The sequence below is a fragment of the Halosimplex amylolyticum genome (assembly GCF_051414035.1).
GTDB lineage: Archaea > Halobacteriota > Halobacteria > Halobacteriales > Haloarculaceae > Halosimplex > Halosimplex amylolyticum.
This window is the reverse complement of sequence record NZ_JBLKNW010000001.1, coordinates 1,370,392-1,393,496: the sequence shown is the minus strand read 5'-3', so window position 1 is coordinate 1,393,496 and position 23,105 is coordinate 1,370,392. Positions and strand designations below refer to the sequence as shown.

At 68.6% G+C, this 23,105-nt stretch carries 20 protein-coding genes; 12 read left to right on the top strand and 8 right to left on the bottom strand.

All coding sequences use genetic code 11. The annotated features are described in order from the left end of the window. The first annotated feature begins 102 nt into the window (after window positions 1-102). Window positions 103-432, top strand: coding sequence for a DUF5789 family protein (locus ACMGFE_RS06600; protein WP_436924280.1), 330 nt, complete (start codon window positions 103-105; stop codon window positions 430-432). Between the two features lie 44 nt (window positions 433-476). Here the strand turns inward: ACMGFE_RS06600 and aglJ are convergent, their stop codons facing one another. Further along, on the bottom strand, window positions 477-1,541 hold the full coding sequence (gene aglJ, locus ACMGFE_RS06595; RefSeq protein ID WP_436924279.1) for an S-layer glycoprotein N-glycosyltransferase AglJ: 1,065 nt from the start codon (window positions 1,539-1,541) through the stop codon (window positions 477-479). A 113-nt stretch (window positions 1,542-1,654) separates the two neighbouring features. Next, complete coding sequence (locus ACMGFE_RS06590) at window positions 1,655-1,828, bottom strand: DUF8595 family protein (RefSeq protein ID WP_436924278.1); 174 nt, start codon at window positions 1,826-1,828, stop codon at window positions 1,655-1,657. Between the two features lie 86 nt (window positions 1,829-1,914). On the opposite strand from ACMGFE_RS06590, the gene ACMGFE_RS06585 reads away from it, so the two are divergent. The 3 genes from ACMGFE_RS06585 to ACMGFE_RS06575 all read left to right on the top strand — a co-directional run bounded on the left by ACMGFE_RS06585 (window position 1,915) and on the right by ACMGFE_RS06575 (window position 5,096). Then, a complete protein-coding gene (locus ACMGFE_RS06585; protein WP_436924277.1) occupies window positions 1,915-2,778 on the top strand; it encodes a TrmB family transcriptional regulator in 864 nt (287 codons plus the stop codon). A 203-nt stretch (window positions 2,779-2,981) separates the two neighbouring features. Continuing rightward, window positions 2,982-4,124 (top strand): glycosyltransferase family 4 protein, encoded by a 1,143-nt coding sequence (locus ACMGFE_RS06580; RefSeq protein WP_436924276.1) that lies wholly within the window; start codon window positions 2,982-2,984, stop codon window positions 4,122-4,124. Window positions 4,125-4,229: 105 nt separating this feature from the next. Continuing rightward, complete coding sequence (locus ACMGFE_RS06575) at window positions 4,230-5,096, top strand: hypothetical protein (protein WP_436924275.1); 867 nt, start codon at window positions 4,230-4,232, stop codon at window positions 5,094-5,096. Window positions 5,097-5,130: 34 nt separating this feature from the next. Here the strand turns inward: ACMGFE_RS06575 and ACMGFE_RS06570 are convergent, their stop codons facing one another. The 3 genes from ACMGFE_RS06570 to ACMGFE_RS06560 are packed head-to-tail and all read right to left on the bottom strand — an operon-like array spanning window position 5,131 to window position 8,356. Then, window positions 5,131-5,856 carry a DUF2334 domain-containing protein gene (locus ACMGFE_RS06570; RefSeq protein WP_436924274.1) on the bottom strand — a complete coding sequence of 242 codons (726 nt, stop codon included), beginning with the start codon at window positions 5,854-5,856 and terminating at the stop codon, window positions 5,131-5,133. Continuing rightward, on the bottom strand, window positions 5,856-7,382 hold the full coding sequence (locus tag ACMGFE_RS06565; protein ID WP_436924273.1) for a sulfatase: 1,527 nt from the start codon (window positions 7,380-7,382) through the stop codon (window positions 5,856-5,858). Before ACMGFE_RS06565 ends, ACMGFE_RS06570 begins: the two co-directional genes overlap by 1 nt. Continuing rightward, entirely contained in the window at window positions 7,382-8,356 is a 975-nt protein-coding gene (locus tag ACMGFE_RS06560; RefSeq protein ID WP_436924272.1) for an alkaline phosphatase family protein, read from the bottom strand. Before ACMGFE_RS06560 ends, ACMGFE_RS06565 begins: the two co-directional genes overlap by 1 nt. A 239-nt stretch (window positions 8,357-8,595) precedes the next feature. On the opposite strand from ACMGFE_RS06560, the gene ACMGFE_RS06555 reads away from it, so the two are divergent. The 4 genes from ACMGFE_RS06555 to ACMGFE_RS06540 all read left to right on the top strand — a co-directional run bounded on the left by ACMGFE_RS06555 (window position 8,596) and on the right by ACMGFE_RS06540 (window position 14,991). Then, entirely contained in the window at window positions 8,596-10,035 is a 1,440-nt protein-coding gene (locus ACMGFE_RS06555) for a lipopolysaccharide biosynthesis protein (RefSeq protein WP_436924271.1), read from the top strand. 111 nt (window positions 10,036-10,146) lie between these two features. Then, a complete protein-coding gene (locus tag ACMGFE_RS06550; protein WP_436924270.1) occupies window positions 10,147-12,009 on the top strand; it encodes an ArnT family glycosyltransferase in 1,863 nt (620 codons plus the stop codon). A gap of 5 nt (window positions 12,010-12,014) precedes the next feature. Next, window positions 12,015-13,121 (top strand): sulfatase-like hydrolase/transferase, encoded by a 1,107-nt coding sequence (locus tag ACMGFE_RS06545; RefSeq protein ID WP_436924269.1) that lies wholly within the window; start codon window positions 12,015-12,017, stop codon window positions 13,119-13,121. Between the two features lie 76 nt (window positions 13,122-13,197). After that, entirely contained in the window at window positions 13,198-14,991 is a 1,794-nt protein-coding gene (locus ACMGFE_RS06540) for a carbamoyltransferase family protein (protein WP_436924268.1), read from the top strand. A 37-nt stretch (window positions 14,992-15,028) separates the two neighbouring features. On the opposite strand, the gene ACMGFE_RS06535 is transcribed toward ACMGFE_RS06540, so the two are convergent. Continuing rightward, window positions 15,029-16,102, bottom strand: a complete 1,074-nt coding sequence (locus tag ACMGFE_RS06535) for a DUF2304 family protein (protein WP_436924267.1) — start codon at window positions 16,100-16,102, stop codon at window positions 15,029-15,031. A 213-nt stretch (window positions 16,103-16,315) separates the two neighbouring features. Between ACMGFE_RS06535 and ACMGFE_RS06530 the strand changes: the two genes are divergently transcribed. From ACMGFE_RS06530 to ACMGFE_RS06515, 4 genes are all read left to right on the top strand, one after another. Beyond that, window positions 16,316-17,212, top strand: coding sequence for a polysaccharide deacetylase family protein (locus tag ACMGFE_RS06530; protein ID WP_436924266.1), 897 nt, complete (start codon window positions 16,316-16,318; stop codon window positions 17,210-17,212). Continuing rightward, window positions 17,209-18,333: a lysylphosphatidylglycerol synthase transmembrane domain-containing protein gene (locus ACMGFE_RS06525; protein ID WP_436924265.1), complete on the top strand. Its 1,125-nt coding sequence runs from the start codon at window positions 17,209-17,211 to the stop codon at window positions 18,331-18,333. The genes ACMGFE_RS06530 and ACMGFE_RS06525 overlap by 4 nt, the downstream gene beginning before the upstream one ends. Before the next feature lie 114 nt (window positions 18,334-18,447). After that, window positions 18,448-19,995: an alkaline phosphatase family protein gene (locus tag ACMGFE_RS06520; protein WP_436924264.1), complete on the top strand. Its 1,548-nt coding sequence runs from the start codon at window positions 18,448-18,450 to the stop codon at window positions 19,993-19,995. Window positions 19,996-20,048: 53 nt separating this feature from the next. Beyond that, entirely contained in the window at window positions 20,049-20,813 is a 765-nt protein-coding gene (locus ACMGFE_RS06515) for a YqjF family protein (protein WP_436924263.1), read from the top strand. Between the two features lie 33 nt (window positions 20,814-20,846). On the opposite strand, the gene ACMGFE_RS06510 is transcribed toward ACMGFE_RS06515, so the two are convergent. After that, the gene (locus ACMGFE_RS06510; protein WP_436924262.1) at window positions 20,847-21,998 is read right to left on the bottom strand and encodes a glycosyltransferase family 4 protein; all 1,152 of its coding nucleotides are present in this window, start codon (window positions 21,996-21,998) and stop codon (window positions 20,847-20,849) included. An 81-nt stretch (window positions 21,999-22,079) separates the two neighbouring features. Then, entirely contained in the window at window positions 22,080-23,009 is a 930-nt protein-coding gene (gene aglG / locus ACMGFE_RS06505) for a glucosyl-dolichyl phosphate glucuronosyltransferase (protein ID WP_436924261.1), read from the bottom strand. Between the last annotated feature and the right edge of the window lie 96 nt (window positions 23,010-23,105).

Here is a 23,105-nt window from a genome sequence, read left to right as displayed (position 1 = left end):
TCCGCAGTCTCGTGGCTGGGTCGTCCGACCGGGTGTCTGATCCCCGCTGAACCGCCCCGAGAGGCACAGGATTTTCGGTGTCCGGCACCGTTTGGTCCGCCAATGGGAGTGCGGCCACCGTCGAACGACGTGGACGAGGAACCGGACGTCGTCGAGTTCGGGATCGCGGCCCTCGACGCGCGGGTCGCGGACGCTGACCTTGACTTTCCCGTCTCGGCGACCGAACTCGAAGCGCAGTTCGGGGACACGGCGGTCCCGTACGACGCGGCCGGGAACGAGATGTCGTTCAGCGAGGCGCTCGCCGAGACGGATCGGGAGTCGTTCGACTCCGAAGCCGACCTGCTCAACGCGCTACATCCGGTCTTCGAGCGCAAGCGCCAGGCGGCCTCGACGAGCTTACTGAAACAGCTCCGCGGACTCGTTCCCTTCTAAGTCGGCCCGGTCCCTGCCGTCGGAGGTCCGGTTCGCGGGGTGAATTACCCCTGTTCCGGCTGCGACGGCTCTTCGGGACGGGAGTCGTCGGTCGCGCCGGTCGGTTCTTCGATCGCTCCGGTCGGTCCGTCGGCCGTCTCGCCGCTCGCCGGCCGCGAGACGGCCCCGAACTCGGAGTCGTCGGTGAGCCGCTGGGCGAGGTCTTCGAGCTGGCGGGTCTGCTCGCGATTGACCGTGACGATCATGTCCGAGAGGACGCCGAACATCAGCAGTTGCACGCCGAAGATGATCGCCGACGCGCCGAGGAACGCGAGCACTTCGTGAGACGTCTTGGGGACCGTGATCCACTCGTAGGCGACGTACGCGCCGAGGGCGACGCCGACGAGCGTGCTGACGACGCCGACGCTCCCGAAGTAAAATAGCGGGTTGTTCGTCTTCGCCATCTTGTACAGCGTGAGGATGATGTCGGCGCCGTCGCGGAACGGTCGGAGGTTCGTCTCCGACTCGTCGGGGCGAGCGCAGTAGCGGATCGGGACGACCTCCGTCCGGACGTTGTGTTTGACGCACTCGACGGCCATCTCCGTCTCGATGCCGAAGTGGTCCTCCGTTAGCGAGATGCGGTCGATCGATTCGCGAGTGAGGGCGCGGTACCCGCTGAGGATGTCCTGGTAGTCCCGACCGTGGATGAGCTCGAACGCCCAGTTGATGACCCGGTTGCCGAACTGGTTGAGTCGCGTCATCGCGCCCGCTTCCATGTCGGCGAAGCGGTCGCCGATGACGTGGTCGGCTCGCCCCTCGAAGATGGGTTCCAGCATCGCCCTCGCGTCTTCCGCTCGGTAGGTCTGGTCCCCGTCGAGCATCAGGACGACGGGCGCGTCCGTCATCTCGAACCCCTCCTGGAGCGCCTCGCCCTTCCCCTCGGAGCCGCGCTGCTGGACGACTCGGGCCCCTTTCTCCTCGGCGATCGACTGGGTGCCGTCGGTGGATCCGCCGTCGATCACGAGGATGTTCTCGAACCCCTCCGCGCTGAACGACTCGACGACTGGCCCGATCGTCTCGGACTCGTTGAGCGTGGGCACCAGCACGCAGACGTCGTCGTACTCGACCATCGTCCCCGCTTCGACGTTCCGAGAGAAAAAGGTTCCCCGTTCGGTCCGCCGAATACAGGACCGAGCGCTCGTCGTACTGGCTGGAACGAGACGGCCGAGAACGCGGCGACCGGTCAGTCCTGCGAACGCTGCTCGCTGAGGTGCTCCCAGATCTCGGTGCACCCGCAGCCGTCCTCGACGTTCGCCAGGTGGTCGGTTTCCGAGTGATCGTCGCCGGCGTCGTCGGCGTCGTCGTCAGCGTGGACGTCGTCAACGTGGTCGCCGTCCGCGTGGTTTAGCTCGGCCATAGTTACTCAGTTCGTGAGTAACCATGGTTCCCCGGGTTAAGTAGTTTTCGGCGCCCTTTTGGGACCGGCGGGGCAAGGACTGAGACATGAGTGGCGAGGACACCGGCTGGTTCGACACCCTGGGGTTGACAGAGTACGAGGCGACGGCCCTGCGGAAGCTGTTGACCCTCGGTCGGACGACGGCGCCCAACCTCGCCGAGGCGTCCGACATCCCGAAGGCCCGGATATACGGCGTCCTCGAATCGCTCTCGGACCGCGGGTTCATCAAGATCATCCCCGGTCGCCCGAAGGAGTACCAGCCAAAGCCACCGGAGGCGATCCTCGACCGCGCCGTCGAGAACCGCCGCCAGGACTACGAGCAGTTCGCCGCCACCGTCGACGACTTCCGCGAGGACTTCCTGGCGGAGTTCCGACCCCGCTACGAGCAAGCCAGCGAGGACATCACGCCGACCGAAGAGCTGTTCCACGTCGTCGACGTCGGCGAACCGAGCGAGCGCGAGACCCGCCAGCTCTACCACGACGCCGAGGAGCGGGTCTGCGTCGTCACCAAGAGTTTCGAATACTTCGACTCCGTCGAACCGGCGTTCGCGGACGCGCTGGATCGCGGCGTCGACATCTCGATCCTCATGCTCGTCCCCGAGTTCCTCTCGACTGACCCGCGCGACGAACCGGCGATCCAGCGGAGTATCGTCGAACGCATCCGCGCCGACTACCCCTCCGTGGAGATCCGGTTCTCGACGGGCAAACTCCCGTTCCGCGGCAACGTCGCCGACCCGAGCCTCGACTACGAGACCGGCGCGGCCATCCTGCTCGTCGAGGAAGAGGACGTGCCGAACCACATGCGCCAGGCAGCCATCACCGGCAACGGCGCCTTCGTCGCCGGGCTGAAGCGCTACTTCGACCTCATCTGGGAGCACGAGAGCCGCGAAGCCTATCCGGAGGACGACTGAGCGAGCGCCGCCGTCCGGGTACGGCCGCCTACCCTCGGCCGTCCGGGCCTGGCTGTCCGAGCACGGCCGTCCGGGCAGGGCTGTCCAAGCACGTCCGTACAGGCAGGACTGTCCAGGCAAGGCAGTCCGGGCCTTCCCGAGTCGTTCACGGCGTCGACCGCGAGCGGCCAACTACTAATACGCCCGGTGGGATAGGTCGCCGCGTGAAGGTCGCGTATCTGACGACGTACTACAACGGCGCGGTCGACGGGCGGTTCGGGCGCTTCCACGACTGGGTGCACGCGCTCCGGGACATGGACGACCCGCCCTTCGACTTCGAGGTGGTCGCGCTGACGGCGAGCAACGCCGACGAGACGCTCTCCTCGCCGCCCCACGGCGTTCTCGGTGACGCGACCGACCTCTGGGGGTCGCCGGCCAACACGGCCGAGTTCGCGCTCAACGCGCCCCGGGCCGTCCGCGACCTCTGGCGGGCCGACCCCGACGTCGTCCACGTCCTCACGCTCGACACCGTCGCCTATCCCGTCGCGCTCGCGATGTCCGGCCGTTCGCCCGTTCTCGGTCCCGACGTGCAGGGCTACTTCCCCGGCCGCGAGGGCGACCGCTGGGCCCAGGAGGGCGCCGCCGGCCGGAAAGACCGGCTGCGCTATCGCCTCCGTCGGGGCCTCCTGAAACTCGCGAAGGACCCGACGGTCGTCGCGCTCAGCCGCTACCACGCCGACAACGTCCGGAAACTCGGGGCGCGGACCGTCGAGACCATCCCGCCCGGCGTCTCGTCTGCGTTCCAGCCCGGTCGACGCGCTCGCCCGGAGGACCGCGACCCGGACCGGCCCACCCGGCTACTCTATCTCGGCGACCTCTCCGCGTACAAGGGCTACGACATCTTCCTCGACGCCCTCTCACAGATCCCCAACGACATCGACTTCCGCGCGACCGTCGTCGGCACCGGCGACGCCCAGCGCGACCGGATCGTCAACGCCGGACTCGCCAACCGCGTCGAGGTCGAGGGGTTCGTCCCCCGCTCGGAACTCCCGAAATACTACCAGCAGGCCGACTGCTACGTGATGCCCTCCGTCGACGAACACGGCCCGAACACCATCGTCGAGGCGCTGGCCTGCGGGACGCCCGTCGTCGCCACCGACAAACTCGGCATCAACGAGTACGCCGGCGAGGACATCGCGGTCTACGTCGACCGCTCGCCGTCGGGCGTCCGCCGCGGCATCGAGCAGTTCCACCGAAGCCGGGAGAAGTACATCCGCAACGCCGTCGAGCGAGCGCCCGAGTACCAGGCGGAGCGGACGGTCGAAGCGCTCGCCGAGCTCTACGAGGAACACGTCGAGCGGCGCTGAGTCGGGTCGGAATCTCCGTCTGGAACTATCCACCACGTGGAGCTTCGACCGCACTACCGGCCGCACACCGAACGGTTTATCGACGGGCCGGAAAAACGCGGAGCCATGACGGCGGAACCGCTGGCCTATCGAGCGCGCAAGTGGGCGCTCCAGCACATCACCTCGGTGACGAAGCGGCCGGACCAGCACGACCGCCTCGAAGACACCGACTGGGACGTGCTCGTCGTCCTCGACGCCTGTCGATACGACGCCCTCCAGCGGGTGACCCACTGGCCGGTCGAGCGCTGTCGCTCCCCCGGGAGCGCCACCGGCCACTGGCTCGAAGAGTGCGGGCGCTCCGGCGTCCTCGAAGGCAGCTACGTCGCCACCGGGAACGTCAACTACGCCAACTTCGACGTCGGCGCCGCCGAAGTCGACCACGTCTGGGAGGACCACTGGGACGACCGCCTGGGGAACGTCCTGCCCGAACCGGTGCTCGACGCCGCAGACGACTTCCTCGCCGACGGTAACCGACCCGTCGTCGCGCACCTACTGCCGCCCCACGCCCCCTACGTCGCCGCGGTCGGCGACACCTGGATCCCCGCGTTCCCCGACGTGGACGTGTGGCGGCGCAACCCCGGCCGCGAGGACGAGGACAAGCTCTCGCCGCAGGTCGCGATGGCCTCGGGCCACGTCGACATGGAGCGGGCCGTCGCCGGCTACCACGCCTCCGTCGAGGCGACGTGGGAGGCGATCCTCCCGACGATCGGCGAGTGGGTCGACCGCGACCTGACCGTCGTCGTCACCGCCGACCACGGCGAGACGTTCGGCCGCTGGCGCGACTGGAAGCTCTACGGTCACCCCAACCGCGTCCACGTCCGCCCGCTCGTCGAAGTCCCGTGGGTCGTCTTCGAACAGGCCCAGCCGATGGCCGACGACGGCGCCGCCGAGGGCGTCCAGGAGAAGCTCGAAGCCCTCGGCTACGTGGAGTGAACGTCGAGACCGCACGGGATCTCTCCGCGGTCGCTCAGTGCGAGTACAGCGAGTAGAGCGGCTCGGCCGCGTCGACGAGTCGACCCGTCTTCGAGCGATTCCGCCACCAGTCGACGACTTCTGACGGCGTCCGAATCCTGTCTTCGTACCCCGCCACGGCGTCGGCGTTCTTCATCGGGTAGTCCTCCAGTTGCGGATGAGAGACCATCGTCACGACGCCGGCGCCGACCATGTACGGCGTGATCGCCGGGACGTGCGTCGGGACGAGGGTGATCCCCTCGACCGTGCGCGGGACCGGCCACCGGCCCTCGTTGATGCAGTCGAAGCCGTTGGCCGCCAGCGCGCGGGCGGTCGTCCGGTCGTACTCGTGCCACGGTGGGATGAACGTCGTCGGCTCGATACCGTGCGTTTCGAGGATGTCCCGACCCGCGCCGATCCGCCTGTTCTGCTCGTCGTAGTCCAGTCCGGCGAACTCGCTGCGGTCGTCGTAGAGCGGGCCGCCCCGGCCTTCGCCGACGTTCTCGTGCTCGTAGCCGTGCTGAGCGAGTTCCCAGCCGTTCGCCTCCAGATCGTGCAGGAACTCGACCACGTCGGCGCTCAGTCGTTCGCCCTCGAACTTCGGACAGACGGCGACGACGCCGCGGAGGCCCCGCTCGTCGTACCGCGAGAGCACGTCGACCCACGTCTCGTTGTCGACGTCCTGGTGGTAGTCGTCGAAGCGCAGGCAGACCAGCGACAGGCGCGTCACGCCGGGCCACATCACAGGTAGCCGAGGTCTTTGAGCTGTTCTTCGAGCTCTTCGTCGTCGGGCGCCTCGAACTCGCCGGCGTCGTCCAGCGGTTCGAGCGTGTCGCGCATGACGCCCAGCAACTCGTCGGCGACGTCGGTCCGCTCGCCGAGGAGGTCGCGGTCCTCGCCGGGGTCCTCGCGCCAGGCGTACAGTTCCCGGTCGTGTTCGCCGTCCAGTGCGCCGGTGACGATGAGCTTGTGCTCGTCGTCGCGGACCGCCTGCAGCGGACGGGCGAAGCGGGTCGCGTCGAACTCGGGGTACTTGCGCTGGAGCCGCTCGATGGGGCCGTCGAAGCCCGCGTACTCGGCGAACGTGTAGTGGTGGTAGCGCCGATCCTCGAAGTCCAGCAGACTCTCGGTGAGGTCGTAGTCGGGCGGCGTCTCCCCGGCCGCTTCGAGGAACGTCGGGTGCAGGTCGACCAGCGACACCTGGTTGTCGATACGCTTCCCGGCGGGCGCGGCGTCGCCGGCCACGCTGTCCCCAGCCACGGACCCAGACCCGGATCCGGACCGCGGCGGTTTGATCACGAGCGGGACGTGCAGGAGCGTATCGTACAGCGAGAAGATGTGGCTCGTGAGCCCGCCGTGGTCGCCGAAGTTGTCGCCGTGGTCCGAGGTGACGACGACCATCGTGTCCTCGTAGACGTCCTTCGACTCCAGGAACGCCATCAGCTCGCCGATGAGGTCGTCGAGGTAGCGGACGGCGCCGTCGTACCACGCCTCGATGACGGCCCACTCCTCGTCGCTCATCTCGACCTCGCCGGCGAAGACGCCGTCGCCGCCGCTGTGGGACACCTGCCTGAGCTTCTCGATGTCGTGGCCGGGGAGGTCCTGGGGCTGTTTGCCGAGCGCTTCCATCGCGCGTTCGATGATTTCCCAGCGGGGCCGTTCCAGCCCGTCTGTGAACATCCGTTTGTACGGCCGGGGCGGGTTGAACGGCTGATGGGCCGTCTTGGCGTTGATGAATCCGAAGAAGGGGTCGCCGTCGTCCGCGGCGTCGTCGACGAACCGCTCCAGCCGGTCGTACTTGTAACGGGTCTTGTCGTCGGGGCCCCGCGTGAGCGTGAACCCGACCTGCTTGGCGAACGAGCGGTCGCCGAGCACCTTCCCTGCGAAGTCGAGATCAGCGCCGATGCGGCGGGTCTCGACGTAGTCGTCGACCCCGCGGGCGTACCCGCGACTCTTCCGGATGTGCGCCCCGGCGCTGGCGGCGAAGGTCCGGTATCCCTGGCGCTTGAGCGCCTCGGGCAGCGTCTCCAGGTCGTCGGGGATCCCCAGCGAGTTGCCGTAGATGCCGGTGTGGGAGGGGTACTTGCCGGTGAATATCGCGCCGTGGACGGTCGGCGTCCAGATCGACGGCGCGAACGCGTGGTCGTAGCGGACACCCTCCTCGGCCAGCCTCGTCATCGTCGGCGTCGTCTCGCGCTCGTAGCCGTAGGTCGAGCAGTGGTCGATACGTAGCGCGTCGATAACCAGGAAGAGGACGTTCGGTTGCATCACATGTACCCCAGGTCTTCGAGCTGTCCCTTGACCTCCGCGGCACCGGCCTCCGAGAACGACCCCTCCTCGCGGTCGCCCCGGTGGTCGCCGCCGCGCAGTTCCGACTCGATCGCCGCTCGCACATCGAGGACGCTGCCGATGGCCTCGACCATCGCCTCGTCGGTGCCGGCCACCATCGCCTCGTCGGTGTGGACGCCGTCCTGCAGGCCGTGGTCGCTGACGAGCAGGAGTTCGTCCCCGTCGGCGAGGTCGTCGCGGAGCTCGCCGACGAACTCGTCGAGTTCGTCGTAGGCCGACCGCTGGAGGGCGGGCAGGTCGTAGGTGACGTGGCCGACCAGGTCGAGCCCGCTCGTGTAGGCGAAGACGAGTTCGTGGCGGCCGCCCCGGAGGCCCCGGCGGGCGCGGGCGATGCGGACCATCGCCATCTCCAGGCACTGCTCGTAGAACTCGTAGGGGTCGGCCGAGGTGTGGCCGCCGGTCGCGTCGGGGTCCCGCTCGAAGAGGTCGCCCAGCGACCGGCGGAGGTTGTGCTCGCGGTCCTCGCTGTCGGGGTCGACGACGTAGTTTGGCACGCCGATCGCCGTCGCCTCGCGGCCGTCGAACAGCGTCTCGATGTCGTTCTCTTCGTAATACGTCGCGGGCGTGCGGAAAGCGTCGGCTCCGGTGTTGGTCAGCAGCCAGGCGCCGATGCGGGTCTGGAGGGCGTCGGGCAGGACGAAGTCGGCGACGGTGCTGCCGAGTTCGAGGAGCGGGTTGCCCCAGGCGACGCCGTCGTCGTCGAGCGTGAGACCGTGTTCCTCCGGGCGGAGCCCGGTGATTATCGTCGGCCAGAGCTCGTGGGTGCTCGGCTCGCCCGCGACGCTCTCGATGGTCTCGATGGAGCGGTGGGCGGCGAGGGTGAGGTTCGGGTGGGCGTCCGGATCGACGAGCTCCGGGTCCAGCGCGTCGATGCCCAGCACGACGACTGTCATCTACTTCGAGCGAGGACGACGCGGCCCAAATACCTTGTCGTTCCGCGGGTCCCGGCCGGGCTGACCCGCCACCGGTCACATCCCGCCGGAGAGCGCCAGAGCACAAGGGTTTCAAAGGCCCCCGGAGAACGCCCGGTCGTGTCGTACGAGGGTCGTCTGCCGACCGGTCGCTCACTGCGGACACGAGGGTCACGCTCGCCGCGAGCCCGGGGACCGCACTCGTCGCGGGGTGGTCGCCCGTGAGTACCCGGCCGGGCAAGACGACGATCGTCTACTTCCTCTCGCAGGTCGGGACGACCCTCGCGGGCGGGATCGCGACCTGGTACATCAACAACGAACTCGGCCCCGGGGCGTTCGGCGAGTACTCGATCGCGGTCGCGTTCCTCTTCTGGCTGAACATCCCCGCGAGCGCGCTCGGTGACGCCGTCAAGAAACGCGTCAGCGAGGGCACCGAACAGGGGTCGTTCCTGACTGCCGGCCACGCGCTCAACCTCGGCGTCCACGCCGTCATGGTCGCCGGGATCCTCGCCTTCCGGGGGCAAGTCAACGTCCTCGTCGGTCTGGAGGTCGCCCGCTATTTCGCCGCGCTTGTCGCCGCACGGGCGCTGTTCGACCTCGCGCTCTCCTCGCTCCGGGGCTACAAACAGGTCGGGACCTCCGGCGGACTGAAGACGTTCGAACAGGTCATCCGGTCGAGCATCCACATCGGGACCCTCTTCTTCCTCGGCGTCGGGGTCGGCGGCCTCGTCCTCGGCCACGCGACGGCAATGTTCCTCGCGGCGGCCGTCGGCCTCGCGCTCCTCGACGGCCACCCCTCGCGGCCCAGGGCGCGCCACTTCACTGGACTGCTGGAGTACGCGCGCTACGCCTGGCTCGGCACGCTCAAGACGCGGGCGTTCGCCTGGACCGACGTACTCGTGATGCGCGGCCTGAGCCTCTCTATCGTCGGCCTTGCTGCCGTCTCGAAGAGCGAGATCGGGATCTACAAGGTGGCCTGGACGGTCGCGTCCGTCCTCGCGCTCGTGAGCATCGCGATCAAGCAGACGCTGTTTCCTGAGTTCTCCGAACTCGGCGTCGACGAGGACTACGAACGGGTCCATCACTTCCTCAACGAGGGGCTCACCTACACGGGCATCTTCGCGATCCCCGGCATCTTCGGAGCGGTCGCGGTCGGCGGCAAGCTCCTCACGATCTTCGGTCCCGAGTACGCCCGGGGCGGGACGATCCTCGTCATCCTCATCGCGTCGCGCCTGCTGGCCGCCTACGGCGAGCAGTTCCTCAACACGATCAACGCTATCGACCGACCCGACGTCGCGTTCCGCGTGAACCTCGCGTACGTCGGCGCGAACGTCTCGCTGAACCTCGTACTGGTCTCGCTGTTCGGCTGGTACGGCGCCGCCTTCGCGACCGCGCTCGCGGCACTGACGAGCCTCGTCCTCGGTGCGTACGCGCTGACGACTATCATCGGGTCTCCGGACGTCCCGTACGTCGAACTCGGGATCCAGGTCCTCGCGGCGGTGGTCATGCTCGGCGCCGTCCTCGGACTCCAGCGGACTCTCCCGGCGACCCTGGCCTGGACGCTCGTCGTCATCGCCGGCGGCGCCACGGTATACGGCGTCCTGCTCGCCGGCCTCTCGCCGCGCATCAGGGAGAAAGCGACCGGGTTCCTCCCGGGCTGATCCGGACACCGTCGGTCTGCCGGCGGACCCGTGACCGGGCAGGGGCCGAACGATCCGGGCGCCGGAGGGGAGATAGGAACCTTTTCGAGTCGGACCCGACAACCCGCGTGCATGGTCGCTGTCCGTTCCGCCCTCGGGGACGCTATCGATCGCGTCCTCGCCCCCGTGCGTTCGGACTTCGAAGCCGATCCGTCACTCCGCTACGTTCTCCTCCTCGCTGTCGCGACGTGCGGGTTCGGCGTCTGGTTTCGCCTCCCGAACTTCGCGGCACCGGACGAGTACTCCCGGCTCATCCAGCCGATGAAGGTCGCCGGCGAGTTCGTCTCCGACCCGGGGTTCGACTCGATCCGCAGCGGCATCACCGACGGACGGGCGCTCGGTGCAACCTTCTACCTCTACGCAGTCGTGCTGTTGCCCGTCTTCCTGCTGGTGCTCGCCAGCGGGCAACTCGGCGAGTTCGCGAGTCTGGGGACGATCCAGTCGCGCTGGGACCTGTGGCACGCGGCGCCGGCCTGGTTCTGGACGCTCTCGCTCGTCCTCGGACGGCTGGTCAGCGTCGCGCTCGGCGTGGGCTGCGTGTACCTGACTTACCGGCTCGGCGTCCGGCTGGAGAGTCGTTTCGCCGGTCGACTGGCCGCGGTGCTGCTCGCGCTCTCGGTGGGGTTCTTCTCGCAAGCGCACCTCGTGGGCGAGGACCTGCCGATGCTGTTCCTGCTCCTCTCGACGGTCCTCCTCGCGGACCGCTACGTCGAGACCGGCGACGCCGCGACGTTCCTGGCCGGGTCGCTCACCGGCGGGCTCGCTATCGCGTTCAAGCTCTCGGGCGGCGTGGCGGCGATCGTCCTCGGCGTCGCCCTGTTCGTTCGCGCGGCCCGCAGCGACGACCCAGTCGCCGCGCTGACCCGCCCGCGGGTGATCCTCGGCGGACTCGCCGTCGGCGCCGTCTCCGTCTGGGTCGGGATCCCGAGCGTCCTGGTCGGCGGCCTCCCGGAGCTGATCGAGCGGATGACGGGGAGCATGAGTGCGAAGACAGGCAAGACGGGCGGATTCGTCGCCCCGATCTGGTACTGGTTCGTCTACCAGTACGTCACCGGACTGGGGATCCCGCTGTTCGCCGCCGTCGTCGTCGGAGCGGCCGCGACCGGCTGGCGACTCCTCGCTCACAGGCGCCGCGACGCGAACCCGCTCTACTGGCTGCTGGCGGTCTCCGTCGTCGTCTTCCTGGCTGTGTACTCCCGCTGGGAGTTCGTCAGACTCCGCCACCTCGTGCCGACGTTTCCGGTGTTGCTCGTCGTGTTCGCCGCGGAAGTCGACCGGTGGCGCGAGCGCGAACGGGTCTGGCGCGTTCTCCGCCTCGGACTCGCGGTGGTGCTCGTGACCACGGCGCTGTTCGCCGGCGCCGCCGAGTACCAGTACGCGACCGACCCGCGGGACGAGGCCACGGCGTGGATCGCCGCGAACGTCGAGGACGGCGCCACGATGGAGGTCTACGAGAATTCGATCGCGGACGTGGCGACCCCGCACGGGCGCGAGACGAGCCACTACGACTACCCCGAGGAGGAAGCGACGAACACGTCTTCCCTGGTGTTGAACGAGTCGCGCTACACCGCGTGGATGCTCGACGCGCCCGAGCGAAGTCCCGAGTACATCCAGTTGACGGACGGCGAACTCGCCTACGTCGACCCCGACAGCGCCGATTCGAGCACGTACCCGAAGCGGAGCGAGTTCGTCCGCGGTCTCCTCTCCGGCGAGTACGACTATCGCATCGCCGCCTCGTTCGGAACGGAGAGCGAACCGGCGGACGTCACGCCCCTCGGCCGGGTCCTCCGGGCGGGCGTGAGCCCGGACGTGGAAGGGCGAGCCGACCGCATCGTGATCCTCGAGCGGGCAGACGGGTCGGGCGTCCTCGCGGACAGGCGTTCGCGCGTCGGTGTTCGGGATCCGAACATATATCCTGTTCACGGGAATCCGTGAGCATAATGGAAGACATCGTCCTCGTCACGGCGGACTCGATCCGTCGGGACCACGCCGAGGTGCTGGACTTTCTCGGCGAGTTCCCGGTCCACACCGGCGTCACCGGGAGCCACTACACCCGGCCGAGTCTGGCGAGTCTCCTGTCGTCCAGCTACCGGGCGGCGGTGACGACGGAACCCGTCAACCCGACGCTCGCGGACGTCCTGTCGGAGGCGGGCTACACGTGTCTCGGGTACTCCCCGACCCCGAACACCGACGCCCGCTTCGGCTTCGGCAGCGGCTTCGACGACTACGACACGTTCGTCGAACCCGGCAACCGCGGGAGCAAACTCCGGCAGTACCTCGGGGGCATCGACGCGCTCCGGTGGATCTATTACAAGATCTACCCGCCGCAGGCGAAAAGCGAGAACCGCCCACGCGACCACGAGGTCGTCGACCGCGCGATCCGCGAGTTCAACGCCGCCGAGCCGCCGCGGTTCCTCTGGCTTCACCTCATGGAGACCCACCGCCCGTACGGCGTCGGCGACGAGGCGATCTCCAAGCGCCTCGACCAGAAGGCGTACTTCAAGCCCGACAAGCTGACCGACGACGAAGAGGCCACCATCCGAAAGAAGTACCGCGACTCGATCGAACGGGCCGACGCGAACGTCGAACGGCTGCTGACGGAGATCGACGCCGACCCCATCCTCGCGTTCACGGCCGACCACGGCGAGGGGTTCGGCGACGAGGGCTTTTACTTCCACCAGGGCCAGCGCCGGTCCGTGGCGGACTTCCTGACGAAGGTGCCCGTCGTGTTCGACGGCGTCGACGTCGAGGGGCCGCTGAGCCTCCTCGACATCCCACCGACGCTGGTAGAAGCCGTCGGTGTCGACGCACCCGACGCGTGGCACGGGGCGAACCTGCTGGAGGGGCCCTCCGAGTACGCCATCACGATCGCGCCGTGGCACGACAAGGCGACGCTCGCCTGGCAGGACTACGAGCGGAAGGTGATAGCGCGCGACGCCGACGTGAGTTTCGAAGAGGGGTCTACGCAGACCGACGTCGAGCGCGCCGACGTGGACGACGAACTGGAGTCGCAGTTGCAGGACCTCGGCTACCTGGACGCCGGCTGACCCCGCGGCCGGAGTCTCTCCGTCGGTCACCGCGAGACAGGAAAAGGTTGAAGAGCGATATCCATCCACATAGGGTATGCACATCTTGGGTGTCTATCCGTCCCACGACAGTGGGGCAGCTGTCATCGACGGCGATGGGGAGATACTCGCCGCGATAAACGAGGGACGGGTCGTCGGCGACAAACTCTACTGGGGGTTCCCGACGCAGAGCATCGGGACGGCCCTCTCCATCGCCGGCCTCGACCCCGGTGACATCGACGCGGTCGCGTTCGGTGGCCGGAATCCGGCCATCGGCAAGCGCGAGGCGTTCGACGAGATCCCTCCGAAAAAGCGCCTGATGGAACTGTTCTCGCACGCCCCCGGAACCGGGAGCAAGGCCTTCTCCTCCATTGGCCGTTCGCTGTTCGCTCGACTCCGCGACGACGCCGACTTCGAATCGCGACTGGAGCGACAGGGCATCGACGCGCCCGTCACGTACTACGACCACCACCACTGCCACGCCACGGCCGCCTACTACACGTCGCCGTTCGACGAGGACACGCTGATAGCCACCGTCGACGCTCAGGGCGACTTCCGCTCCGCCGGCATCTACACCGTCGACGAGGACGGCCTCGTCACCAGGGAGGCGTGGACGCCGTTCTACCACTCGCTCGGCAAGTACTGGTCGTACGTCACGTTCAACCTGGGATTCACGCCGATGCGCCACGAGGGGAAGATATCCGGGCTCGCGGCCCACGGCGACCCGGACGTCTGCATCGACGTGTTCAGGAAGTACATGGCGGTCGACACGGACGACCTGCGCCTGGTGTCCTCGATCGGCTGCTGGAACAACCCGGCCGCGGCGCGCCTCCACGAGGCGCTCCGGGGCGTCCACCGGGAGGACATCGCAGCCGCGCTCCAGCAGCGCACCGAGGAGGTCGTCGGACAGCTCGTCGACGCCGCGATGCGACGCTACGACTGCTCGAAGCTGGCCCTCGCGGGGGGCGTCTTCGCCAACGTCGGGCTCAACCAGCACCTGCTCGAACTCGATAGCGTCGACGACGTGTTCATCCACCCGCACATGGGGGACGGCGGGCTCGGGGTCGGCGCGGCGTACGCCCACTGGGCCGAACAGCGCGCCGACGTGGGCGAGGAGCCCGACCCGCGGTTCATCGAGACGGTCTACTACGGCACCGAGAGCACGGACGACGAGATCGAGTCGGCGCTGCAATCGGCCGACCTCGCCTACGAATCGCCCGACGACCCCGACGCGTACGCGGGCGAACTCCTCGCCGAGGGCTACGTCGTCGGCCGGTACGCCGGCCGACTGGAGTACGGGCCGCGCGCGCTCGGCAACCGGAGCATCCTCGCGATGCCGACGGACCCGAGCTGTCAGGACTGGCTCAACGAACGCCTCGACCGCACCGAGTTCATGCCGTTCGCGCCCTCCATCCTCGCGTCCCACGCCGAGGACTACTTCGTCGACACCTCCGCCGGCGCCGCGGCTGGCAAGTTCATGACCCTCACCTTCGACGTGACCGACCTCGCGCGGGAGACGGCGCCCGCGACCGTTCACATCGACGGTACTGCCCGCCCACAGATCGTCGAGCGTGCCGACAACCCGGGCTACCACCGCGTCCTCGAACGCTACGAGCAGCTGTCCGGTCACCCGATCGTCCTCAACACGTCGTTCAACGCCCACGGACAGCCGATCGTCAACGAGCCGGAACAGGCGATCCGCGCCTACCGGAGCGGGATGATCGACGCGCTCGCGATCGGCGACCACGTCGTCTGTGAGGACGACCGAACGCCGTCCATCGACGCCACGCCGCGCTCCGAGATGCTCGACGGCAGTCCCGAAGAGGCGAGGACGGTCCAGCACCGCTCGTAAGGACACGCTCCAGAAACGGACGACCGCCTTCTCCCCGCTATCTGATCCAGGTGACGAAGATGGTCCGCGCGAGTCCGACCGCGTAGCCGAGCTTCGGTTTCTTCGTCTCGCCGGCCTCGCGCTCGTGGATGGTGACGGGCACCTCGACGATGCGAAGGCCGTTCTTGCGCGACTCGATGATGAGCTCCGGGGCGGAGAAGCGTTCCTCTGTGAGCGTCAGCTCTTCGAGGCGCGAGCCCCGGATGGCGCGGAAGCCGTTCGTACAGTCGGTGATGTCGGTCTTCGCGAGGCGATTGATCAGCCACGTGAAGGTGCGGATGCCGCCCCGTCGGGTGATGGAGTTCCCGGAGTTGTCCTCGCCGCGGTAGCGCGAGCCGAGCACGTAGTCCGCTTCGTCGTCGGCGATGGGACGGACGAGTTCGTCGAGCTGGTCGACCGGGTGCTGTCCGTCGGCGTCCATGGTGACGACGATGTCGGCGCCGTGCTGGCGCGCGATGTCGAAGCCGGTCTTGAGCGCGCCGCCCTGGCCCTGGTTGATGGGGTGTTCGACGACGATGGCGTCGTACCGGTCGGCGGCGCGTCGGGTCGCGTCGTCGGACCCGTCGGACACGACGACCGGCTGGACGACGTGGCCCTGGATGCGCTCGGGGAGGTCTGCGAGCACGTCGCCGATCGTGTCGGCCTCGTTGTACGCCGGGATGACGACGTAGAGAGTCCGGTCCTCGTAATCGGCGTCCGCGGTGGCCTGCTGGACCGTCAGGCTCCGGGTGAGGTCGCTGACGACCCGCTTGCTCGTGTTGAGCTGGGAGACGAGGTAGAAGATCAGGACCAGGAAGGCGATGTTCGCGAATATCTGGATGAGGAGGAAACGGCTCTCGAGGTTGAGCAGGCCCGCGATCGAGCCATAGAGGCCGGGCGCGAAGGCGACGGTCAGCAGGCCCAGCGCGACGGCGACCGCGAGGCCGAACTCCATCCGCGAGAACGTGGTGCGGTAGCGCTCGAATCCCCACAGGACCGTCACGACGGCCAGCCCGAGGAACAGCAACGTCAGCGCTTCGTTGCTCAGCCCCGGCAGGACGGCCAGCGGGATCGAAGAGGAAGTCGACGGCATCTGTTCATGTCGTTGCACAGACTCGGGCGATTTGTATCTGCCGGTCGCGGACCTGCGCCGGCGGATCGAGACACCTGAGGTGCAGACGGAACAACCCGTGCCGGACGACCTGACTGGCCCCCGGACGCCACGCTCTGCTTCGAGCGGCGGCCGTCGGCGAAGCGCATCGCCCAAGTAGGCCGGGAGTGTACCGGACGACAGGTCGACCCGTCGATGTCCACGCCACAGGCCGCACTCACCGTCGACTTCGAGTACTTCACACACCTGCCGGCCTACCGCGGCGCCCGCGGCACGACCGACCTGTCCGCGGTCGGACTCGACGGCGTTACGAGTCTGCTGGACGCCTTCGACCGGACGGAGGCGACGGGAACGTTCTTCATCGTCGGTGAAATCGCGGACGCGAACCCTTCCGTCGTGCGGCGGATCGCCGACGCCGGTCACGAGGTCGGGTCGCACACGCAAACCCACCGACACCTCTCGGAGCTCTCCGAGTCCGAGCGCCGCGACGAACTCGCCACGTCGAAAGACCGCCTGGAAGCCGTCGCCGGGAGCGACGTCGTCGGCTTCCGCGCGCCGTCGTTCGACACGGGTCCCGACCACTTCCGGACGCTCGCCGACGAAGGGTACGAATACGACTCCAGCGTCGTCTCCTGCCGGTCGATCCCGGGCTGGTACGGCGGCGAACACGAGACGGAACTGCCGTCGCCGGCCAGCGAGGTCGACCCGACGGCGCCCGACGAAATCGCCGAAGTGCCGGTCTCGGTGATGCCGGGGCTGCGGCTGCCGCTGACGGGCACGTGGATCCGGTTTTTCGGCGTTCACTACACGATCCTCGGGATGCGCCTGCTCGCCCGCCGCGGGATACCGCCCGTGCTGTACGTCCACCCGTGGGAACTCGTGGACCTGCCGGCTGTCGAGGGCGTCCCGAAGCGAGTGTACGTCCGGACCGGTGGGTACATGCGCAGGGCCGTCCGCCGGATCCTGGCCGAACCGTTCGAGTTCGTCACGACGGGTGACCTCGCGGCGCAGGTCGGATCGTCTCGGACGGACGCCTCGACGCCAGGGGGCGGGCCGGGGGGCGCCTCTCAGCCGGGGAGTGAGCGAAAGTGAACGGGACGGACGAGGGAAACAGCGGCCAGGTCTCGGACGACGGGGAGAGCGGACGCGCCCCGACCGCGGCCGCGGATCCGTCGGCCGGTCGCGACTGGCGGAGAACCGCGGTCACGGCCGTCCAGTGGGCCGTGGCGCTCGGTGCCTTCTGGTACGTAGCGCGCCAGGTCGACTGGGAGGCGACGCTCGCGGAACTGGTCACGCTCAGTCCGCTCGTCGTCGGCGGCGTCCTGGCTATCACTGCGCTGGAGTTCGGGTCGCGCTTCTCGATGTGGTACGCGCTGTTGAACGGCCGCGAACGGACGACGCTCGGGACGACGGCTCGCGTCGATCTCGTCATCAAGTTCGTCAATCACGTCGTCCCGTCGAAGGCGTCGGGCCACTCGGTCGCGCCGCTGGTCCTGCGGTACTACACCGACGCGGACTGGACCGAGGCGGTCAGCATCGCCGGCCTCAACACGGGCCTGTACGCCGCCCTCTACGGCCTCACGGCGCTGGTCGGACTCGCCGTCTTCGCGACGCGCCTCGCGAGCGGGTGGCTCCTCGTCATCCTCCTGTCGACCGGGATCTACCTCGCCGCGGGCGCACTCGTCCTGCTCGCGGGCCGGCGGATGGACGTCGCCGGTCGGCTGGCGAGCAGGCTGGAGGGACTGCTCGGGGGCGTCCCGCGCGTCGGCGACCGCCTCGCCGGCGTCGCCGGGGCGCTCCCGACCTTCACCGCCGATTCGGCGGGCGTCTTCCGCGCGCTGTCGACCCGTCCGTCGGTCGTCGTCCCCTACGCGCTGGGCTGGGCTGGGACGCTGATGGTGTTCCCGGCGCTGCGCGTCTGGCTCGTGCTCACCGCGCTCGGTGGCGAGTTCTCGCCGGCGGTCCTCCTGCCGGTCGTCCTCGTGATGGCCTACAGCGTGACCGTCCTGCCGCTGACGCCGGGCGGGGTCGGCGTCGCGGAAGCCTCGGCGACCGCCGTGTTCGTCAGTCTGGGCGTCGCCCCGGAACTCGCGCCGGTCGTGATCCTCGTCGACCGGTCGTTCGGCGTCTACCTGCCCGCGCTGCTCGGGTGGCTCCCCGCGGCGAACGTCGACATGGCCGACGTGCTCGCCCGACGTGGGGACGAGGGGTGAATCGATGGACGCGCCGGCGTTCGGCCACGGAACCGCCGCTTTCGGGCCCGTAGCCGGCACCTACTGCCCGCACGAACGAAACGTATTTCCGGCGCCCTCGCGGGGTTTTCGACAATGACGCGGACCTTCGTTGTCGGACTCGACGGCGCCAGCTGGCTCCTGACCGAGCCCTGGATCGACGACGGGCTCCTCCCCAACCTCGAGACGCTCCGCGAGACCGGTACCTACGCCACGAGCCGGAGCTGTCTCCCGCCGGTGACCTACCCCAACTGGAAGTGCTACGCGTCGGGGAAGAACCCCGGCAAGCACAGCGTCTTCTGGTGGGAACGCATCGACCTCGCCGACGAACGCATCGACATCATGAGCGGCAGCGACTACAAGACCGCCGAGCTGTGGGACTACCTCAACGCCGACGGCCAGCGCGCCGGCGTCGTCAACATGCCCTCCATGTACCCGCCCCGGGAGATAGACGGCTACGTCGTCTCGGGAGGTCCGGACGCCGTCGAGGGCGAGTACCGCTCGCTCGACACCGGGTACACCCACCCCCCGGAGTTCGAGGCCGAACTCGCCGAACGCTACGACTACCAGGTTCACCCCGACCCGCTGCTGTCCTCGAACGAAGAGCGCGGCGCCGAAGTCGACGAGATCCTCCGCCTGCTGGAACTCCGCCTCGACGTCGCCCGCGACCTGTTCCTCGAAGAAGATCTCGAGTTCACCCACGTCACCCTGTTCTACCTGAACGTCCTGCACCACTTCTTCTGGGACGACGAGCCGACGAAGCGCGCCTGGCAACTCGTCGACCAGTGGCTGGGCGAACTCGCCGAACTGGAGGACACCAACCTCGTCGTCATGTCCGACCACGGCGCGGCCGCGACGACCACCGAGTTCTACATCAACGAGTGGCTCGCCGAGAACGGGTACCTCACCCGCGCGAGCGGCGTCGAGGACTACTTCCAGCGAGTGGGACTCACCCGCGAGACCGCCCTCGGGGTCGCCAAGCGGTTCGGGCTCGTCGATTTCCTCGCGAAGACGGTCCCCCAGAGCGTCCAGGCGCTCGTCCCACAGAGCGCCGGCGCCAAACGCGAGCGGAAGATGGAACTGATCGTCCCCTCGGAGACGAAGGCGCTCGCCAGCGGCCAGGGCCCGATCTACGTCAATCCCCGGTTCGACGTGGAATCCGTCCGCGAACAGCTGATCGCGGATCTCGAGGGCGTCACCGACGAGAACGGCGAGCCGCTGTTCGCCGGCGTCCACCGCGCCGAGGACGTCTACGACGGCCCCTACGTCGACATCGGGCCGGACGTCGTGCTCGACCAGCGGCCGGGCGTCCACGTCAACGACGGCATGGGCGGCGACGAGACCCAGACGAAGCCGGACCGCTGGGCCGCCGAGAACACCCCGACGGGCATCTTCGTGGCGAACGGACCGTCGTTCGAGAACCGTGGCGAGATCCCCGAGATCGACATCCGCGACATCGCGCCGACGATCCTCGCGAACCACGGCGTCGACGTGCCGACCGACGTGGACGGCGAGGTGCTCGATATCTTCGTCGACGACCCCGACGTGGGAACCCAGGCCCCCATCGACCACGAGGAGGCCCGCGCCGGCGGGCCGTCCGACGAGGTCGCCGACCGGCTGACCGAACTCGGCTACATGGAGTGAGGACGCGGAGTCCCCGGAGTAATAGGCGACCGGACCGTACGTTCGGGTGTCAGATGTCGCTCCGCTCACTGGTTTCCCTCCCGATCGACATGGGGTGGCGTCACGTCCTGTTCGCCAACTGGCCTGTCGACCCGGACCTCGTCGACGCACACCTCCCCGAGTCCCTCACCGTCGACACGTACGAGGGGCGGGCGTGGCTCTCCGTCGTCCCGTTCACCAACGTCGCGGTCCGTCCGCACGGGCTGCCCGCGTGGACCGGGTTCAGGCTCCCGGAACTGAACCTCCGGACGTACGTCACTCACGAGGGGGAGGCCGCCCGCGCCGACGGCGACACCGGTCCCCGCGACGACGCGCCGGCCGCCGACCGCGGCGTCTACTTCTTCAACCTCGACGCCGACGGGGTCCTCGGTGTGACCGGCGCTCGGGTGTTTCACCACCTCCCCTACTACTTCGCGAACATGTCCCTGACGACGGCGGGATCGCGGGTCGCATTCACGAGCGAACGCTGGCACCCCGGCGCACGCCCGTGTGACTTCGACGCTCGATACGAGCCCGTCGGGGACCGGTTCCGCTTCGAACCGGGCTCGCTCGACGAGTTCCTGACCGAGCGGTACCGGTACTACACGGAGACGCCGGGGGGCGAACTCCGATACGCACAGATTCGCCACCCGCCGTGGCCGCTGTACGAAGCCACCGTCGACGTCGGCGAGAACGAGGTGTTCGAGGCCAACGGCTTCGCGACGCCCGACAGCGAGCCCGTCTTCCGCTACAGTCCCGGCGTCGACGTGACTGCCTCCGGCAGTCGGCCGGTCGAGTAGTGACTCACCGCTATCCCCGTTTCCCGCGGTCGGCTACCGTCGACGCCGTCGACCGACCCGCTGCAGGATGTCGCGATAGCGCCGCGTCGCCGCGTCGAAACTGTACTCGTCTTCGATCAGCGCGCGCCCGTTCTCGCTGATCGCGGGCAGGTCCTCGCGGTCGAGGATCGCTAGCAGTTCCCGGCGGATGTCGTCGGGTTCCGTACTCTCCATCAGGAACCCCGTCTCGCCGTCGCGGACGACGTCGGGGACGCCCGAGACCGGCGTCGCGTACACCGGCGTCCCGCAGGCGAGTGCCTCGAGGATCGTTGTCGGTAGTCCCTCCGTCGCCTCCGAAGGGAGGATGACGAGTCGGAGGCGGTCGAGTTCCGCGGGGACGTCGTCGTGGTCGACCCAGCCGCGCATCTCGACCTGCCCGTCTTCGATCTCGTCGGCGAGTTCCGTCTCCAGCCACTCGCGCAGGCCGCCGTCGCCGATGAAAGTGAACGTCACGTCGTCGGGCAACTCGCGCGCGACCGCGGCGAGTTCGCGGACGTTCTTCTCCTCGTCCAGCCGGCCGAGAAAACCGACGCGGCGCTCGCGCGCTTCGAGCGGCGTCCGCACGTCGAAGTCGTCGATGCGGACGTACCGCGCGCCCGTCGGGTACACTTCGGGGGCGTCCGGATCGAGGTCGAGCTGGCTCGCCATGGCCGGCGTGTAGGTGACGACGCCGTGTGCAGCCGCGAAGCCCGCGCGTTCGAGCGCGCGGACGAGCCCGGCCAGGGTCCGCGCGACCGGGTTCGGAAGCGACTCCTCCCAGGCGATGCGGAGCGTGAGCGGCACGTCGCCGCGCGGCTCGACGAGGACGGTCTTGCCGATGGCCCGGGCGAACAGAATCGGGAGCAGATACGACGTGGCTCCGTAGAACAGGACGACCTCCTCGTCGCGCGTCCCGACGACGCGGCACATCCGGAGCTGGTTGAGCAGGAAGCGGGCGGCCGCGACGGGTACCGAGTCCCCGGCGCTCTTGCGGGTGAGCTCGACGAGTTCGTGGCGGTCCCGGATCTCCGAGTCGGCGGGGAGATCCGCGGTCACCAGGGCGACGCCGGTGACCGCCGAGAGGATGTCGAGGAGGCTCCGCGTGGCGTTCTCACCGGCCGCCGCCAGCGGGTGCGTGACGACGCAGACGTCGGGCAGGTCCGCCATTATCGCTCCGTGGCGGCGGCGGCCGCTTAACCCTGCCGGGACTCGTCGGATGCGGATCGGCCGGCGGACGAACGGCCCTGGTCACCCCCACTTCACGACGCCGTAGAGATACCCCAGACCGACGACGCCGGTCAGGAGGACGAGCCAGACGAGCTGTTTGGCGGCGGTCACGTCGGGGTCGCTGACGAGGTTGCGGAGCCGCTGCGGAACGAACTCCCCGAGGATCTTCCCGAGGAAGTCCCCCTCTTCTTCCGCCGAGCCGGGGACGAACTGCTGCATGCCGCGCTTGGAGTACCCCTGCCAGAACGCCCGGTCGAGCAACCACTTCGGCTCCGTGCGGTAGGCGAACACCTTGTGGCCGACTTCGGCGTCGGGGACGTACCGGACGCCGCGGCCGTATTCCGCCTGCATCCGGGCACACAGCTCCGTCTCGCCGCCCTGGAGGTTTTTGTCCCCCTTGCGGCCACCGATCTCGTCGTCGAACCCGCCGAGGTCGAGGAAGACGTCGCGGCGGAAGGAGATGTTCGACCCGTTCGTGTTGCGGACCTCGGCGGGAACCGTTCGCCCCTCGCCGAACCCGCGGTAGGTCGCGCCGATCAGGTAGTAGTGTTCCTCGGGGAGAAATCGGGGCTCGCCGTCGACCCAGATCGGGTCCATCCGACCGCCGGCGGCGATGGCGTCGTACTCGTCGTACGCGGCGACGAGTCGCTCGATCCACGCCGGGTGGGCCACGGCGTCGTCGTCGATGAACGCGACCACGTCGCCGCTGGCGACCTCCGCGCCGTTGTTGCGGCTGACGAGCAGGCCGCGGTTCTCGTCGTTGCAGTGAGTGACGACGTTCTCCCGGTCGCCGAAGTCGGCCTCGAACCGTTCCAGGACGTCGGGGTTCCCGTCGCTGACGAAGACGAGTTCGACGTCCTCGTGGGTCTGGTCGAGGACGCTCCGGGCGGCCTCGGTGACCGCGTCGTAGCGGTCGAGCGTGTGCTCGCAGAGGACGACGGAGACGCGCATGCCCGGCCATGGACCGTGGGCCGGGATAGGTTTTCCGTCTGGCGGGCCGCGATGCGGGCGCTCGGGGCGGTGAGAGCGCGCCCTTCCCGGAGCACT

What these genes read in the sequence shown, in the direction of transcription:
- ACMGFE_RS06585 (WP_436924277.1), top strand. Translation starts at nt 1,915, where the DNA reads ATGAGTGGCGAGGACACCGGCTGGTTCGACACCCTGGGGTTGACAGAG.
- ACMGFE_RS06520 (WP_436924264.1), top strand. Translation starts at nt 18,448, where the DNA reads ATGACGCGGACCTTCGTTGTCGGACTCGACGGCGCCAGCTGGCTCCTG.
- ACMGFE_RS06600 (WP_436924280.1), top strand. Translation starts at nt 103, where the DNA reads ATGGGAGTGCGGCCACCGTCGAACGACGTGGACGAGGAACCGGACGTC.
- ACMGFE_RS06530 (WP_436924266.1), top strand. Translation starts at nt 16,316, where the DNA reads ATGTCCACGCCACAGGCCGCACTCACCGTCGACTTCGAGTACTTCACA.
- ACMGFE_RS06575 (WP_436924275.1), top strand. Translation starts at nt 4,230, where the DNA reads ATGACGGCGGAACCGCTGGCCTATCGAGCGCGCAAGTGGGCGCTCCAG.
- ACMGFE_RS06515 (WP_436924263.1), top strand. Translation starts at nt 20,049, where the DNA reads ATGTCGCTCCGCTCACTGGTTTCCCTCCCGATCGACATGGGGTGGCGT.
- ACMGFE_RS06550 (WP_436924270.1), top strand. Translation starts at nt 10,147, where the DNA reads ATGGTCGCTGTCCGTTCCGCCCTCGGGGACGCTATCGATCGCGTCCTC.
- aglJ (WP_436924279.1), bottom strand. Translation starts at nt 1,541, where the DNA reads ATGGTCGAGTACGACGACGTCTGCGTGCTGGTGCCCACGCTCAACGAG.
- ACMGFE_RS06540 (WP_436924268.1), top strand. Translation starts at nt 13,198, where the DNA reads ATGCACATCTTGGGTGTCTATCCGTCCCACGACAGTGGGGCAGCTGTC.
- ACMGFE_RS06565 (WP_436924273.1), bottom strand. Translation starts at nt 7,382, where the DNA reads ATGCAACCGAACGTCCTCTTCCTGGTTATCGACGCGCTACGTATCGAC.
- aglG (WP_436924261.1), bottom strand. Translation starts at nt 23,009, where the DNA reads ATGCGCGTCTCCGTCGTCCTCTGCGAGCACACGCTCGACCGCTACGAC.
- ACMGFE_RS06510 (WP_436924262.1), bottom strand. Translation starts at nt 21,998, where the DNA reads ATGGCGGACCTGCCCGACGTCTGCGTCGTCACGCACCCGCTGGCGGCG.
- ACMGFE_RS06545 (WP_436924269.1), top strand. Translation starts at nt 12,015, where the DNA reads ATGGAAGACATCGTCCTCGTCACGGCGGACTCGATCCGTCGGGACCAC.
- ACMGFE_RS06560 (WP_436924272.1), bottom strand. Translation starts at nt 8,356, where the DNA reads ATGACAGTCGTCGTGCTGGGCATCGACGCGCTGGACCCGGAGCTCGTC.
- ACMGFE_RS06590 (WP_436924278.1), bottom strand. Translation starts at nt 1,828, where the DNA reads ATGGCCGAGCTAAACCACGCGGACGGCGACCACGTTGACGACGTCCAC.
- ACMGFE_RS06570 (WP_436924274.1), bottom strand. Translation starts at nt 5,856, where the DNA reads ATGTGGCCCGGCGTGACGCGCCTGTCGCTGGTCTGCCTGCGCTTCGAC.
- ACMGFE_RS06535 (WP_436924267.1), bottom strand. Translation starts at nt 16,102, where the DNA reads ATGCCGTCGACTTCCTCTTCGATCCCGCTGGCCGTCCTGCCGGGGCTG.